The 13,686-nt window shown below is 63.5% G+C and carries 13 protein-coding genes; 6 read left to right on the plus strand and 7 right to left on the minus strand.

Annotation, left to right across the window (positions count from 1 at the left end; all coding sequences use genetic code 11):
* Window positions 1-60: 60 nt before the first annotated feature.
* Entirely contained in the window at window positions 61-975 is a 915-nt protein-coding gene (gene thyX, locus EV663_RS03845) for an FAD-dependent thymidylate synthase (RefSeq protein ID WP_132950472.1), read from the plus strand.
* 122 nt (window positions 976-1,097) lie between these two features.
* On the opposite strand, the gene EV663_RS03850 is transcribed toward thyX, so the two are convergent.
* From EV663_RS03850 to parA, 3 genes are all read right to left on the minus strand, one after another.
* A complete protein-coding gene (locus tag EV663_RS03850; RefSeq protein WP_132950473.1) occupies window positions 1,098-1,418 on the minus strand; it encodes an antibiotic biosynthesis monooxygenase family protein in 321 nt (106 codons plus the stop codon).
* A gap of 24 nt (window positions 1,419-1,442) precedes the next feature.
* Window positions 1,443-1,856, minus strand: coding sequence for a universal stress protein (locus EV663_RS03855; RefSeq protein WP_132950474.1), 414 nt, complete (start codon window positions 1,854-1,856; stop codon window positions 1,443-1,445).
* Window positions 1,857-1,958: 102 nt separating this feature from the next.
* Window positions 1,959-2,600 (minus strand): ParA family partition ATPase, encoded by a 642-nt coding sequence (gene parA / locus EV663_RS03860; protein ID WP_132950475.1) that lies wholly within the window; start codon window positions 2,598-2,600, stop codon window positions 1,959-1,961.
* Window positions 2,601-2,753: 153 nt separating this feature from the next.
* On the opposite strand from parA, the gene EV663_RS03865 reads away from it, so the two are divergent.
* Entirely contained in the window at window positions 2,754-3,437 is a 684-nt protein-coding gene (locus tag EV663_RS03865) for a hypothetical protein (protein WP_132950476.1), read from the plus strand.
* A gap of 61 nt (window positions 3,438-3,498) precedes the next feature.
* On the opposite strand, the gene EV663_RS03870 is transcribed toward EV663_RS03865, so the two are convergent.
* The gene (locus tag EV663_RS03870; RefSeq protein WP_132950477.1) at window positions 3,499-5,790 is read right to left on the minus strand and encodes a glycosyl hydrolase family 28-related protein; all 2,292 of its coding nucleotides are present in this window, start codon (window positions 5,788-5,790) and stop codon (window positions 3,499-3,501) included.
* Between the two features lie 284 nt (window positions 5,791-6,074).
* Here EV663_RS03870 and EV663_RS03875 point away from each other — a divergent pair, with 284 nt between their 5' ends.
* Window positions 6,075-6,962, plus strand: a complete 888-nt coding sequence (locus EV663_RS03875) for a CHAD domain-containing protein (RefSeq protein ID WP_165910122.1) — start codon at window positions 6,075-6,077, stop codon at window positions 6,960-6,962.
* On the opposite strand, the gene EV663_RS03880 is transcribed toward EV663_RS03875, so the two are convergent.
* Window positions 6,959-8,530 (minus strand): lysine--tRNA ligase, encoded by a 1,572-nt coding sequence (locus EV663_RS03880; RefSeq protein ID WP_132950479.1) that lies wholly within the window; start codon window positions 8,528-8,530, stop codon window positions 6,959-6,961. The two genes, EV663_RS03875 and EV663_RS03880, sit on opposite strands and share 4 nt — an antisense overlap.
* Window positions 8,531-8,640: 110 nt before the next feature.
* Here EV663_RS03880 and EV663_RS03885 point away from each other — a divergent pair, with 110 nt between their 5' ends.
* Window positions 8,641-9,063 carry a tellurite resistance TerB family protein gene (locus EV663_RS03885; protein ID WP_132950480.1) on the plus strand — a complete coding sequence of 141 codons (423 nt, stop codon included), beginning with the start codon at window positions 8,641-8,643 and terminating at the stop codon, window positions 9,061-9,063.
* The gene (locus EV663_RS03890; RefSeq protein WP_132950481.1) at window positions 9,063-9,431 is read left to right on the plus strand and encodes an inorganic diphosphatase; all 369 of its coding nucleotides are present in this window, start codon (window positions 9,063-9,065) and stop codon (window positions 9,429-9,431) included. The genes EV663_RS03885 and EV663_RS03890 overlap by 1 nt, the downstream gene beginning before the upstream one ends.
* A 2-nt stretch (window positions 9,432-9,433) precedes the next feature.
* Here EV663_RS03890 and dacB read toward each other — a convergent pair whose 3' ends face one another.
* Together dacB and EV663_RS03900 are read right to left on the minus strand one after the other, a co-directional pair.
* A complete protein-coding gene (gene dacB / locus EV663_RS03895) occupies window positions 9,434-10,924 on the minus strand; it encodes a D-alanyl-D-alanine carboxypeptidase/D-alanyl-D-alanine endopeptidase (RefSeq protein WP_341799028.1) in 1,491 nt (496 codons plus the stop codon).
* A gap of 64 nt (window positions 10,925-10,988) precedes the next feature.
* Complete coding sequence (locus EV663_RS03900; RefSeq protein WP_132950686.1) at window positions 10,989-11,585, minus strand: nicotinate-nucleotide adenylyltransferase; 597 nt, start codon at window positions 11,583-11,585, stop codon at window positions 10,989-10,991.
* A 241-nt stretch (window positions 11,586-11,826) separates the two neighbouring features.
* Here EV663_RS03900 and ettA point away from each other — a divergent pair, with 241 nt between their 5' ends.
* Window positions 11,827-13,494: an energy-dependent translational throttle protein EttA gene (gene ettA / locus EV663_RS03905; RefSeq protein ID WP_132950482.1), complete on the plus strand. Its 1,668-nt coding sequence runs from the start codon at window positions 11,827-11,829 to the stop codon at window positions 13,492-13,494.
* Window positions 13,495-13,686: the final 192 nt, after the last annotated feature.

Genomic DNA, 13,686 nt, shown 5'->3' on the forward strand with positions numbered 1-13,686 from the left:
AGGAGCGCGTGCATAGATATAGTTGCGGCCGACTCGCATACCGCCCAAGAGGAGCCCCAGATGACGCTTACCGCCGAACAACTGTCCGAGATCGAGGCGCAGCGCAGCCATCATGGCCAAACCCTGCGCGCGATCGCACCGGGGATGGAAAGGCGTCTTTACACTGCACACAGCGTTCTGGATCACGGGTTCGTGCGCGTGATCGACTACATGGGCGACGATGCCGCGATCTGCCAGGCCGCGCGGGTCAGCTATGGCAAGGGTACAAAGGCGGTTTCGAATGACGAGGGTCTGATCCGCTATCTCATGCGCCACTGGCATTCGACCCCGTTCGAGATGTGCGAGGTCAAGTTCCACGTCAAGTTGCCGGTCTTTGTCGCGCGCCAGTGGATTCGTCATCGTACTGCCAACGTCAACGAATACTCTGCCCGCTATTCGATCCTCGATCGCGAGTTCTACATCCCCGCCCCCGATGCGCTGGCCGCACAGTCCACGGTCAACAATCAAGGCCGCGGCGAGTTGTTGGAAGGTGAAGAGGCTGCGCGCGTGCTGGAAATTCTCAAGGGCGATGCGATGCGCGCCTATGACAATTACGAATCCATGCTGTCGACCGAGGGGCAAAAGGGCCTCGCCCGCGAGCTTGCCCGGATGAACCTGCCCGCCAATATCTATACCCAGTGGTATTGGAAGGTGGACCTGCACAACCTGTTTCACTTCTTGAGGCTGCGGGCGGATGTGCATGCCCAGTATGAAATCAGGGTCTATGCCGAAAAGATCTGCGAGATCGTCGCCGATTGGGTTCCGATCGCGTTCAAGGCGTTCGAGGATTACAGGATGGGCGGTGTGACCTTGTCGGCCAGCGCGATGGACTGCATCCGGCGGATGCTCAAGGGCGAAACCGTCACCCAGGAAACATCGGGCATGTCCGCGGGCGAATGGCGCGAATTCGAGGGCGTGATCGCAGCTCGGGATTAGGCGGCGCCTTGGTCCTTGGTCCGCCGGATGTGCCGCCTGCCTGCTCGTGAGCCTTTTCGTGGCAGGCCGAGGGCGGCGGTCACGCGATGTGATCGGGTTCGCGGCCGGATCGTGGGTGCCGCCTAGTTGAAGCTGCCAAAAACGTCATACATCACCGGCTCGAAGCTCTTGCAGAGTTCGGCCAGCCGCCTGTTGCGTCCGCGCATCTCTTCGGATCGCAGCATGGCCTGGAAATCCTCGCGCCTCGTCCATTGCGAGTAGTTTGCCACCCTTGTCTGCGCATCGTTCACGTGCAGACCCGCACCGATGAATCCGGGCTGTTTCGAGATGAAGTTCGTATAGGCATCGCAAAGCTCATCCAGAAGATCTTGGCAGGTGCCCGGCGTGACCTCGAACGTGGTGATGACCGTTTGCAAGTCGGCGTCGCGGGAAATGGTAGGCATGGGCTGTCCTTCCTTGTTGATCGTTCAGCTTTCTCGCACGACGTGGACCGAGCAGGGCGCGTGACGCACGACGCGGGCCGCGGTGGACCCGAGAAAGAAGTCCTGAAGGCCGGGTCGATGGGAATGCATCACGATGCAATCCACCCCATGCGCGGCCGCGAAATCGACGATCGCGTTTCCGGGGTGGCCGGTCACGATCCTGATCAGAATATCCGGGGCGTCTTGCAAATCGCCCTCAAGGTCGGACCGGACCGCCTCGCGCGTGGCGGCTTCCTGCCCCTCGGGCAGGTATTGCGACACATAGGACGGTATCGCCTCGACCACGGTCAGCACCGTGATTTGCCCGCCCTCTGCGCGCAGGCGGCGCGCGATATTCAGAACGTCGCGCAGCCTGGGGCCGTGATCGATCGCCACGGGTACGAGAATATTTTCATACATGCTCAGCGTCTCCCTTTCGGCCAGCATGGCACGTGGTGCAGGCACCGGCAATGTCCGAGATGGGTTTGGCAAGTCCGCCGCGTTACAGGGGATGCCCCCGGGCTAGGCCCCATGTGCGGCGTCAAGAACGACCTGTGCCAGTGCCGCGATCTCGTCTGCCGCGGGCCCGCGGCGGGCCAGTTCCTGAACGCCGCGCCCCTGTCCCAATGCCTCGGCATAGGCGACGCGCCCGGCCAATTGGGGCAAGGCCAGCTCGGCGGACAGACCTCCGGCGGCGGTCATCACCTCCTGGCCCAGACGGGTTCCTGCGCGCATCCGGTTCAGCACCACCAGCGCGGGACGATCCTCGCGCCGCGCCAGGTCCAAAACGCCCTCTGTCGCCCAAAGATCGACATGGCTGGCCGCCACCGGCACCACCACCAGCGCGGCCGCCCGGAGTGCCGGGCGCAGGTCGCTATCGGCCTTGGGGGGCGTGTCGACCAGTACCACGTCATGCGTACGGGCCAGTTTCTCGGTCTCATAGCTTACGCCCCAGGCCGAGGCGGTGGATAATTCCATGTCTGGCTTGTCCGCGTGGCGTTCCAGCCGCGCCATGAACCACCGCCCCAAACTGCCCTGCGGGTCGGTATCGATCAGCGCGACGCCAAGCCCCTGTCGTGCGTAGGCCACGGCAAGGTTGGCGGCAAGCGTGGTCTTGCCCGAACCGCCCTTCTGCTGCGCGATGGTGATGATCGTTCCCGCCATATCCGACCTGTCTTTGCCGCACTGCAGCATAGGCCGGACGGGCCGGATTGCCCAGCCCCCAATCGCGGGCATGATCACGGGGTCTGGCCTGCAAGCAGTTTAACCTGCGATTAACCACCTGACCGCCAAGCTGGCCGCGAAAGGACTCGGTTCATGCGGCTGGCACTTGTAATTCTTGGGGTGATCGCCCTGTTTGCCCCACTATCGACGGCCCATGCCGGGGCGTGGCTGCGCGATGAGGGGCGTGCGCTATTGTCCCTTTCGTACGAGCATGGCCGTGACAGGGACACGAAGCATGACCTCGAACATACCGGTCTTCTTGTTGAATACGGGCTGACACCGCGCCTGACGCTTGGGCTGGATACCGGGCGCGGCAGGGGTAATGACGGGGTCGAGGCGATGATTTTCCTGCGTCACGGGGTGCAGGCGGACCTGCTGCCGGGCGTTCTGTCCTGGACGGGTGGCTTGGGAAAAGGCGATCTTGCCGGGCAGGGCGCGTCGGGGCTTGTGCGGCTCGGGCTGAGTTGGGGGACCGGTTGGCAAACGTGGATGGGGGCGGCCTGGCTGAGCCTCGATGCGACGGCGGATTACTATCCGTCCGCCTCCGCAGAGGAATATGCGCTGGATGTCACGCTGGGCATGAAACCATCGGGGCGGACCTTGCTGACGCTGGAGTTGTGGGCCGAAGACCCGGCACAGGCGGATGCCAAGATTCGCCTTGCCCCCAGCCTGCATCGCCGTGTGGGGGACCGCACATGGCTTCGTGTCGGGGCGACGGGCGGGATTCATGACGACGATGGCATGGGGCTGGTTTTGGGCACATGGCTGGAATTCTGACAGGCCGGCGCCCTACGGGCCATGCTCATTGCATGGCCCGCGTGTTCGCGTCTGTTCGCGTTCAGACCGGGTTGTCCATGCGCGCGGTGACCTCCACCCGGCCCTTGCTGTCGACGGGCCAGACAAGCGAAATCGACTTGCCGCCGGTTCCCTGCTCAACCTTGGTGTAAGGCAGGGCCGACACAACGGCGCCATCGGTATCGCGGATCGCGTTTTCGGGCATGACCGAAATCACCTTGCGCGCGCGCCCGCCGAAGGGGAGGTAGCGGCCGAAATCCAGCGTCCAGGTTTTTTGCGGCGAGTTGATCTCGAATTCCAGCGTTGCCGGGTTGACGATCACCTGGTCGACGGCGTTGAACGCGTTACCCTGGACGGTGATGTTGCGTGCCAGCGCCATGTCCAGCGTGGCGTGGGTCGTGTCCACATGATCCACCCGGTCGATGGTGCCGTTGATCGACTTGAACACGTTGTCGGACAAGGTGAGCCCGTGGATGAAATGCCCCTGGCCATGGGGTTTGACAACGAACCAGCGGAACCATGGGGCCACGTCGTTAACGGTAAAGATATTCCCCGACACCGTCAGCCCGCCGAAAGAGTATTCGGAGGTGAAATCGGGCGCGGCATCATGCTCGTTCGTCCACTCTATGAAACTGTTGTCGATATAGTTGCCGGTGATCGTCGTCTTGACGTTGGGCTGGGTCAGGATGATGCCGGCAACCCGCGTGCCGTCGGTTTCGGTATCGCCCTGGAACCAGTGGTTGTTCGCGATCACGTGTCCCGATCCATGCAGTACCATGAAATGGGCAAAGCGTACTATGCGGTTGTCGCGGATCTTGACGTCGTTATCGTTGACGTTGATTGCGATCGTCGTGCGATCCTGTGCCCTGAGGGCCTGCTCGTTCGAGATGAACTGACAGCGGTCGACAAGCATCCCGTAACAGCCCTTGCCGATCGAGGTGATCCCCCGGTCTCTCGGTTTGGTGATGAAACAGTCACGGACATGAAAGATCTGCCCCTCGGGGGGCAGCATGATTGCGCTGGCTTTGCCGTCGCACTGGAACTCGATATCGTCGAGGACGAACTTGTCGAGTGCGGCGAATCCACTGAAATCAAGAACGTATCTGAACCGGGTAAAGGTATAGCTCTGCGTGCCCGCGGCATCGAACAGGGGCTGGCTGAGGGTCAGGGACCCCGCCCCCACGTTCACGGCGCGCACATAGATCTCGCGGCCCACGCCCAGCCCCCCGACCAGCGCGCCGACGGGGATGTTGGCGATGTTGGATACGCCTGACAGGGTCAGCGGCGCAGAGGGCGAATAAGTCGCTTGCGAATTGACCTGTGTCGCATCCCAAGCCGGTGACGGCTTTGCGTAGAATTGTCCGTTCCGGATCACGCGCCGGATCTGGAAGGTGTCCTTGTTGGCAACCGCTGCCTGCATGTCGATCGGGGCGGTGACCTCGACGCGGCGCCCGCCCATGTCCAGGCTGTCATGGTCGGACGAGTTGAACAGGACCGCGACGGCGCGCTTGAACGCCTCCAGGTCATTGCCGAAAGCCGCGATATAGCTGGGCAGATCGAAATTCCGTGTGAGAGACAGGCGCTTGTCTGCGGGCATCGTAACCTGCCCCTCGAAACGGACCGGGTTTTCGAAGGTGACATGCTCGCCCAGGTGAAATGTGCCCTTCGGAATCAGAATCTCGCGCCCTGCCGCCGCGGTATCCGCCGCCTCGAAGGCCGCGCTGTCATCGCTTGTACCATCGCCCAAGGCGCCATAATCGCGCACATCGACCCAGTTCATCATGTCGCGCAGAAAGATCGCGGTCACATCCTCGACCAGCAAATCGTCGATCCGGACAATCCCGCCATTGGCGCCGGTCAGATCCAGGCCCAGGTGGGCATAAACCGGAACCAAGCCCCAGGACATGTCCACGCCCGTGCGGCGGCCGGTGCCGATGATCGCGGTTACGGTTTCGACCTGTCCGTAGGCCGACAATGCGACAGAGGGGCCGACCTCGACCAGCCCGCCGACATGTTCCTCGTTGCCGTTGCCTGCCCATGCGGCGATGCGCAACGCAGGCAAGTTGCCCGCAACCGCCTTTACCCTTGCCGTAACCCGCAGGTAACAGCCCGGAATGATCGGCGTTTGACCCATGTGACGCAGTTTTTGCACGCTCTCGGTTTTTTGCAATTCCAGGCAATCGCCGAAATCCTGGTCGGCGGGCACCAGTGCGGCATCGGCTGCGCCTGCATAGGTCAGGCTGCCCGGCGTGCCATCCTCGCGTGACCAGACGTCAAGCCCCTGTGCAAAGGACGGTGGCATCAGTGCCAGGCCGTCGGTAATCGCCTTGTTCATCCAAACCCCTTTCCGACTGCGCCACGAGATCGCCGCGCACGGCCCCGGGGCCGGTGCGGCGCTCGATTGTCAGCCATTTCCCTGAGAAGACCCCACCGCGCCGAGCGCGCCGGGGACCGCGACAGTTGCTAGCAGAAAAGGGCTAATGATGGATTAACCCGGCACATGCCGCGCCCCCTGGCCAGCCGGTGCATCCCGGTTCCAAAACCTGTCGCATGGCGATTACAATGTCCCGGTATCCGCTAAACAATACTCCGGTCGACAGCGTGGAGAACGATCGCCCGATGGCCTATTGCCTTGAACATTCCGACAAGAACACGCAGTCCGCGCTGCGCCGTATCGCGATCGAAGAGATCGATGCCGCGCTCGTCGAGATGGACGATCCTGCGATGAACCTGCATGAAAAGGTCCACCAGTTGCGCAAGCGTGCCAAGCGGTTGCGCGGGCTGTTGCGCCTCGTGCGTCCCGCCTTTCCCGATTTCGAGACCGAGAACGCCACGATCCGCGATGCCGCCCGGCGCCTGTCGGGTTTGCGTGACCGCGAGGGCATGGTTGAAACCCATGACAAGCTGGTTGCGGCCCTCGATATCGAGGGGTTCGACCCCGTGCGTGCCTACCTCGTCGCGCTGCGCGACGAGGCCGCCGCCAGGGCCCATGTCGAGGACGATCTTGCCGCCTTTCGTGAAACGCTGCTTGACCTTCGGGCACGGGCGCGGGGATGGCGTCTGACAGAAAAGGGGTTTGGTGCGATCCGTGCCGGGATGGAAAAGACCTTTGACCGTGCCCGCAAGGCGCGGCGACTGGCCGCCGATGCCACCGACCAGCGCGCGATACACGATTGGCGCAAGCGGGTAAAATATCACTGGTATCACACGCGCCTGCTGGCACCGTTGGCCCCGAACAAGATGGATCGGCGCGCCGATCGGGCGAAAGAGCTGTCAGAGATTCTGGGCGATCACCACGATCTTGCCGTGCTGGACGATTTCATCGCCACGGCGGATGGCCTGCCGGGTGACCCGGCCCTCTGGTCGGCTTTTCGCGATCACATCGCCACGCGTCAGCGCCTGCTTGACCAAGAGGCGCAGGGCCTTGGCCTGCGCCTGTTTGCCAGCCCCACGAAAGAGCTGGGCAAGCGCTGGTCGCGCTGGTGGAAACGCTGGAGGGCGGCCTAGCCGCGCGCCAGCGCCCCCTCGATCAGCTTGGTCGTTTCCTCGACACCGTAAAGCGCGATGAACCCGCCAAAGCGCGGGCCTTGGCTGGCCCCCAGGATCACCTCGTAAAGCGCCTTGAACCAGTCGCGCAGGTTATCGAACCCATGTTCGCGCCCTACGGCAAAGACAAGACTCTGCAATTCTTCGGCGTCCGGCCCGCCCGTCCAGGCCTTCAGCCGGGCAAGCAGGTCCTCCATCGCGGCGCGTTCCTTTTCGTCCGGGGCGCGGAATTCGCGATGTGGTGCCACGAAATCCCGGAAATACCGCACCGCGAATTGCGCGGCCTGATCGAGGTCGGGATGCGTTTCGGGCGAGGCCTCGGGCGCATAGCGCTTGATAAAGCCCCAAAGCCCGGCCTTGTCCTCGGCCCCGGCGACCGAGGCCAGGTTCAACAGCATGGCAAAGGGTACGACCATGTGACTTTGCGGGGGCGTGCCGTTATGAATGTGCCATACCGGGTTGGCCAATTGTTGTTCCGGCGTCTGGTCGGGGAAGGCGCGCAATTGCTGGTGGTATTCGTCCACCGCCTTGGGAATCACATCCCACCACAGCCGCTTGGCGGTCTTGGGCTTCTGGAACATGAAGTAGGACAGGCTTTCGGTGGCGGCATAGGTCAGCCATTCGTCGATGGTCAGCCCGTTGCCCTTGGATTTCGAGATCTTTTCGCCGTTCTCGTCCAGGAACAGTTCGTAGGTGAAGTGTTCCGGCTTTCGTCCGCCCAGGATTTCGCAAATCCGGTCGTAGATCGGCGTGTTGGTGGAATGGTCCTTGCCGTACATCTCGAAATCGACATCAAGGGCGGCCCAGCGGGCGCCGAAATCGGGTTTCCACTGCAATTTGACGTTGCCGCCGGTGACCGGCAGCGTCCACTCGCGCCCGTCCTCGTCGTCGAAAGTGACGGTGTGGGCGGCCGCGTCTACATGCTTCATCGGCACATACAGCACGCGCCCCGTTTCGGGGTGGATCGGCAGGAAGATCGAATAGGTCTGCTGGCGTTCCTCGCGCAGCGATTTCAGCATCACCGCCATGATGTCGTCATAGCGCTCGGTTGCGCGACAGAGCACCGTGTCGAACCTGCCCGCCTTGTAGAAATCCGTTGCCGAGTGAAACTCGTACTCGAACCCGAAGGTGTCGAGGAACCGGCGCAGCATGGCGTTGTTGTGATGGCCGAAGCTTTCATGGGTGCCGAAGGGGTCGGGCACGCTGGTCAGCGGACGCTGAAGGTTCTCGTGCAGCATCTCCTGGTTGGGCACGTTGGAGGGCACCTTGCGCATGCCGTCCATGTCGTCGGAAAAACAGATCAGCCGGGTCGGGATGTCACTGATGGTCTCGAAAGCCCGGCGGATCATGGTGGTGCGCAGTACCTCGCCGAAAGTGCCGATATGCGGCAGGCCCGATGGCCCATAGCCCGTCTCAAACAGCACGTAGCCCTTTTCAGGCGGCTGTTTCTCGACGCGTTTGAGCAGTTTCCGAGCCTCCTCGAAGGGCCAGGCCTTGGAACTCATCGCGGCGTCGCGCAGATCGGACATGTCAGCACTCCAGAGAGGCCGGGCGACATGCCCGGCAAGGCCCGTGTCCTATTGCTCGTGCGCCTCCACGTCAATATTCTGCACCGCGACAAGCCCCCAAGGAGGCCGAATTGACCCAGGAAACCGCTCCCCTTACCGCACAGGACGCGCTGGTCGCCATCATGGTGGCCGTCTCGGCCTCGGACGAGACGATCCGCACCTCTGAACTGGTGACTATCGAACGCATGGTGAACCACCTGCCGGTCTTTGCAGATTACGACGTGGACCGGATCGCCCCGGTCGCCCAGACGGTTCTGGAACTGTTCGAGGAATATGATGGGCTGGACGCGTTGTTTGGGCTGGTGCGCGAGGCGCTGCCCGACAAGCTGTTCGAGACGGCTTATGTCATGGCCTGCGACGTGGCCGCCGCCGACGGGCGCACGGGTGAACAAGAGCTGCGCTTGCTCGAGGAAATTCGCTACGAGTTGAACATCGACCGCTTGGCAGGTGCCGCGATCGAGCGGGCGGCGCGGGCGCGGCACATGGTCCTGTGATGATCGCTGCCGGGCTGCCGGACCGTTTCTGGCCCTTTGCCGATGCCTTTGTTGCCGGGGCGCGGCTGGTGATCGACCGTCCCCGCGGCAGCACCCATCCACGCTTTGCCCAGATCACCTACCCGCTGGATTACGGCTATCTGGAGGGCACTCGCGCGATTGATGGCGACGGCGTCGATGTCTGGCGCGGCAGTCTGGGCGCGGGGCAGGTTACCGGCGTTCTGGCTTCTTTGGACCTGACCAAGCGCGATGGCGAACTCAAGCTGTTGCTGGATTGCACAGCGGATGAACTGGCCCGCATCGATGCCTTCCACAACCAGGCCGAATGGGTGGCCGGGGTGCTGATCCGTCGGCCCGAAGGCGTCTGAACCTAGCCGTAGAGCGTGCCCCAGCGATCCACGAGATCGCGTTGCAGCCGCCGCGCACGTCCCAGCCAGGCGCGCCCGCCGGGCGGACGCTCGCGCTCATCCCCGGTCAATGCCGCGCGCCGGGCCTCGTCTGCTGAGAAGATGGCGAAGACAAGCTCGCGCCCCGAATGCCCGGTCGCATAGCCCGCCAGCGTCGAGACGAAATTCAACGTCCCGGTCTTGGCCCGGACCTTGACCGCGTGGTTCGCCACGACGCGCCCCTGATCGTCGCGCATTGGTATCTCTTTCATCAACGACGCAACCGGTCCCTCGGGACCCGCGGTGACCAGGATGCGAACCATTTCCGCCGGTGACAGGCGCGAGGCCGCGCCTAGACCTGAATGGTCGACGAACCGTGCCTTGTGCGTTCCGATCCGTTCGGTCAGCCATTCGGTCATCGACCGCCCCGAGGCCGCAAGGCTGACCGGATCGCCGCCCCGCGCCATGGTTGCACTCAACCCCACGGTCTCGGCCGTCAGGTTGGTCGAGTATTTCAACATGTCCCGCAGGATCGTGGAGAGCGGGTCGCTCTGGTGACGGGCCAGCACGAAGCCGGGGACCGGCAGATCGGACGCGACAGGGCGGGGAAGGCTCACGCCGTGAAACCGGGCAAGCGTGTGGAACACGTCGGCGCAGTAATGCCCGGGGCGTCGTACCGGCAACCAACGCTGTCCCCCCTTGCCCAGTGCGCCCTGCGCGACGGTCCATTCATCCACCCCGCCGTTCGCGCGATAGGTATAGACCGGTGCCGCGCGCTGGACGACCTCGATGCGTGCTGTCCCGACCTCGGGGCGATAGCGCATGGCGCGGGCATCCATGCTGACCGCATAGCCCGTGCCCGCGCGCTGCCATTCGAAATGGACCCGGTTGAAATTCAGGTTCAGTCCCGAGACCGCCGGGTTATAGCCGGCATGCACCGGTTGCTCGGAATCGATACCCGAAAGCTCGGGCAGGGGACCGGAATGATACAGGAACCGCCCCGTTACACCGCTGACCCCGGCAGCCGCCACTTGCAGCGCCAGATCGCCCAGCATATCGGTATCCAGCGTCGGATCGCCGCCGCCCACAAGTACCAGGTCGCCCTGGATGGTGCGACCCTTCAGCGGCCCGGTGGCGATCAGGCGGGTTTCGAAACGGTGCTGCGCGCCCAGTGTCTCCAGCGCGTAAAGCGTCGTGACTGCCTTGGTGACAGAGGCCGGCGGCAGCCCCAGCAGCGGATTGTGAACCTCCAGCATTTCCCCGGTACGCGCATCGGCCACCGCGAAACACAGCTTGCCGCTCAGACCGGCCCGCGCGATCAACCGCTCTGATGACGCGGCCCGCCCAGCCCCCGCGGGACGCGGCGCTGGCCGCGGGCTGCGTGCCAGGGGGGTGGCCAGTGCGCCCCCCGCCGCGACCGAAAGCACCGCCCCCAGGAACAGGCGTCGGCTGAACGGAGAGACAGGATGCATCATGCCCGGAGTGAACCAAATCCGCCGCTTCCGGGCAAGGCCCACGACGCCCCGGCCGGCCGGCCCGTCACCAACCGCCGCGCGCCCGGATATCGCTCGAGGAAAGATCGACCATCGGCATGTTCACAAAGCACCAGGCTGGCGGATGTCGCATGGGCAGACACCGCGCCTGTGCCGCTCTCAGCCGATAGCGGGCATAGGCGATCGCCGCCCTTGACCGCTGCGCCGCCACCCCCTGTCCGGGCCGGGCCAGTATTCCGACCGGGACGTTGTCGAGGATCCATTCCCAATTCTCCCAGCGATGAAACCCGGTCAGGTTGTCTGCTCCCATCAGCCAGACGAACCGCACACCGGGATACAGCGCCATCAGCCTGGCCAATGTCGCCGCCGTATGGCGCGTGCCGATCCGCGACTCGATATCGGTGATGACAACGCGGGGGTGATGCATCACCGCCTCGGCCGCGGCCAGTCTCTGGGCCATCGGGGCGGGGCCATGTGCCTTGAGCGGGTTACCCGGGCTGACCAGCCACCAGACCCGGTCCAGCCCGAACCTGCGAAGCGCCTGCCGCGTGATATGGGCATGCCCCTCGTGGGCCGGATCGAAAGACCCGCCCAAAAGGCCGACGCGCATGCCCGGCCGCGCCTTGGGAAACCCGGTTCGCATCGCCCCCCTCGCATTCTGCAGCCAACCGCTGCGCACGTTAACCTGTTGCACATGGCCCTTGTCCAGCCCGAACCGGTTGCGCATGCCACGCCCTTCTTCTTGGCCTCAATACCCCGGGGGAGTCGCCCGGAACGGGCGGCGGGGGCAGCGCCCCCTGCCTGCTGCCTCGCGATTGCCCTTCCCCCCGGGAACAGCTATGTCAGGCGTCAAACCTCTCCACACAGCCCAAAGGCGGTTTCCGATGGCTTCGTATCAGTATGTCTACCACATGGATGGCGTGTCCAAGACCTATCCCGGCGGCAAGAAATGCTTTGAAAACATCCGCCTCAGTTTTCTGCCCGGGGTCAAGATCGGCGTGGTGGGTGTCAACGGCGCGGGCAAGTCCACGCTTTTGCGTATCATGGCCGGCTGGGACAAGGACTTCACCGGCGAGGCTTGGGCGGCCAAGGGTGCCAAGGTCGGGTACCTGCCGCAGGAACCCGAACTCGATCCGAACCTGAGCGTGCGCGAAAACGTCATGCTGGGCGTGGCCGAGAAGAAGGCCAAGATCGACCGCTTCAACGAGATCGCGATGGAGGTGGCCGAGAACTATTCCGACGAGTTGATGGAGGAGATGACCACCCTTCAGGATCAGATCGACGCGGAAAACCTCTGGGATCTCGACAGCCAGATCGACGTCGCGATGGAGGCCCTGCGCTGCCCCCCCGACGATGCGCCGGTCGAAACCCTCTCGGGCGGCGAACGCCGCCGGGTGGCGTTGTGCAAGCTCTTGCTCGAGGCCCCCGACATGCTGCTGCTGGATGAACCGACCAACCACCTGGATGCAGAAACCATCGCCTGGCTGCAAAAGCACCTGATCGAGTACAAGGGCACGATCCTGATCGTCACCCATGACCGCTATTTCCTGGACGACATCACGGGCTGGATTCTCGAACTCGACCGCGGTCGCGGCATTCCCTACGAAGGCAATTACTCCTCCTGGCTGGAACAGAAATCGAAACGCCTGGCGCAAGAGGCGCGCGAGGACAAGGCGAAACAGAAACAACTCGAACGCGAACTCGACTGGATTCGCGCCGGCCAAAAGGCCCGCCAGGCGAAATCCAAGGCCCGGATCCAGGCCTACGAGGAAATGGCCAGCCAGTCGGAACGCGAGAAACTCTCGCGCGCCCAGATCATCATCCCAAACGGCCCGCGCCTGGGCGGCAAGGTGATCGAGGTAGAGGGGCTGCGCAAAGGCTATGGCGACCGGCTGTTGATCGAGGATCTGTCCTTTGCGCTTCCGCCCGGCGGCATCGTCGGCGTGATCGGCCCGAACGGCGCGGGCAAGTCCACGCTGTTCCGCATGTTGACCGGGCAGGAACAGCCCGACGAGGGCAAGATCGAGTTCGGCGACACTGTGAAACTGAGCTATGTCGACCAGTCCCGCGACGCGCTGGATGCAAACAAGACCGTGTGGGAGGAAATCTCGGACGGGCTGGATATCGTGGTGCTGGGCGATGCCGAGGTGAACTCCCGCGCTTATTGCTCCTCTTTCAACTTCAAGGGCGGCGATCAGCAGAAAAAGGTGGGGCTTCTGTCGGGCGGGGAACGCAACCGCGTCCACATGGCCAAGCTGTTGAAATCCGGCGGCAACGTGCTGCTGCTGGACGAGCCCACCAACGACCTGGACGTGGAAACCCTGCAGGCGCTGGAAGCGGCACTTGAGGATTTCGCCGGCTGCGCTGTCATCATCAGCCACGACCGCTTCTTTCTCGACCGCCTTTGCACTCACATCCTTGCGTTTGAGGGCGAGGCTCATGTCGAATGGTTCGAGGGCAATTTCGAGGCCTACGAGGAAGACAAGATCCGGCGCCTCGGACCTGATTCGGTGGAACCGAAGCGGGTGAAATATAAGAAATTCGCAAGGTGAGCAGGCCGGGCCAAGAGTCGGGCCAAGTATAGCAGGCGCCGGGGGCGTGCTACCGCCCCGGCGTCCCGCTTCACCTCTTGATCTCGATTTCCGCGCCCCTTGCCAGCCGCGATGGCGCATCGGTCTTTGGCATGTCAACGCCAAGGCGCTGAGCGCTCTGCCGATCGGCACGAGGAGTACTGACGCACGAGA

Source organism: Rhodovulum bhavnagarense (genome assembly GCF_004343505.1).
GTDB lineage: Bacteria > Pseudomonadota > Alphaproteobacteria > Rhodobacterales > Rhodobacteraceae > Rhodovulum > Rhodovulum bhavnagarense.

Bases quoted from the DNA above. Each gene is read 5' to 3' on its own strand.
- EV663_RS03855 (WP_132950474.1), bottom strand. From the start codon at position 1,856: ATGTATGAAAATATTCTCGTACCCGTGGCGATCGATCACGGCCCCAGG.
- EV663_RS03890 (WP_132950481.1), top strand. From the start codon at position 9,063: ATGATCGCTGCCGGGCTGCCGGACCGTTTCTGGCCCTTTGCCGATGCC.
- EV663_RS03870 (WP_132950477.1), bottom strand. From the start codon at position 5,790: ATGAACAAGGCGATTACCGACGGCCTGGCACTGATGCCACCGTCCTTT.
- thyX (WP_132950472.1), top strand. From the start codon at position 61: ATGACGCTTACCGCCGAACAACTGTCCGAGATCGAGGCGCAGCGCAGC.
- EV663_RS03865 (WP_132950476.1), top strand. From the start codon at position 2,754: ATGCGGCTGGCACTTGTAATTCTTGGGGTGATCGCCCTGTTTGCCCCA.
- ettA (WP_132950482.1), top strand. From the start codon at position 11,827: ATGGCTTCGTATCAGTATGTCTACCACATGGATGGCGTGTCCAAGACC.
- EV663_RS03900 (WP_132950686.1), bottom strand. From the start codon at position 11,585: ATGCGAACCGGGTTTCCCAAGGCGCGGCCGGGCATGCGCGTCGGCCTT.
- parA (WP_132950475.1), bottom strand. From the start codon at position 2,600: ATGGCGGGAACGATCATCACCATCGCGCAGCAGAAGGGCGGTTCGGGC.
- EV663_RS03850 (WP_132950473.1), bottom strand. From the start codon at position 1,418: ATGCCTACCATTTCCCGCGACGCCGACTTGCAAACGGTCATCACCACG.
- dacB (WP_341799028.1), bottom strand. From the start codon at position 10,924: ATGATGCATCCTGTCTCTCCGTTCAGCCGACGCCTGTTCCTGGGGGCG.
- EV663_RS03875 (WP_165910122.1), top strand. From the start codon at position 6,075: ATGGCCTATTGCCTTGAACATTCCGACAAGAACACGCAGTCCGCGCTG.
- EV663_RS03880 (WP_132950479.1), bottom strand. From the start codon at position 8,530: ATGTCCGATCTGCGCGACGCCGCGATGAGTTCCAAGGCCTGGCCCTTC.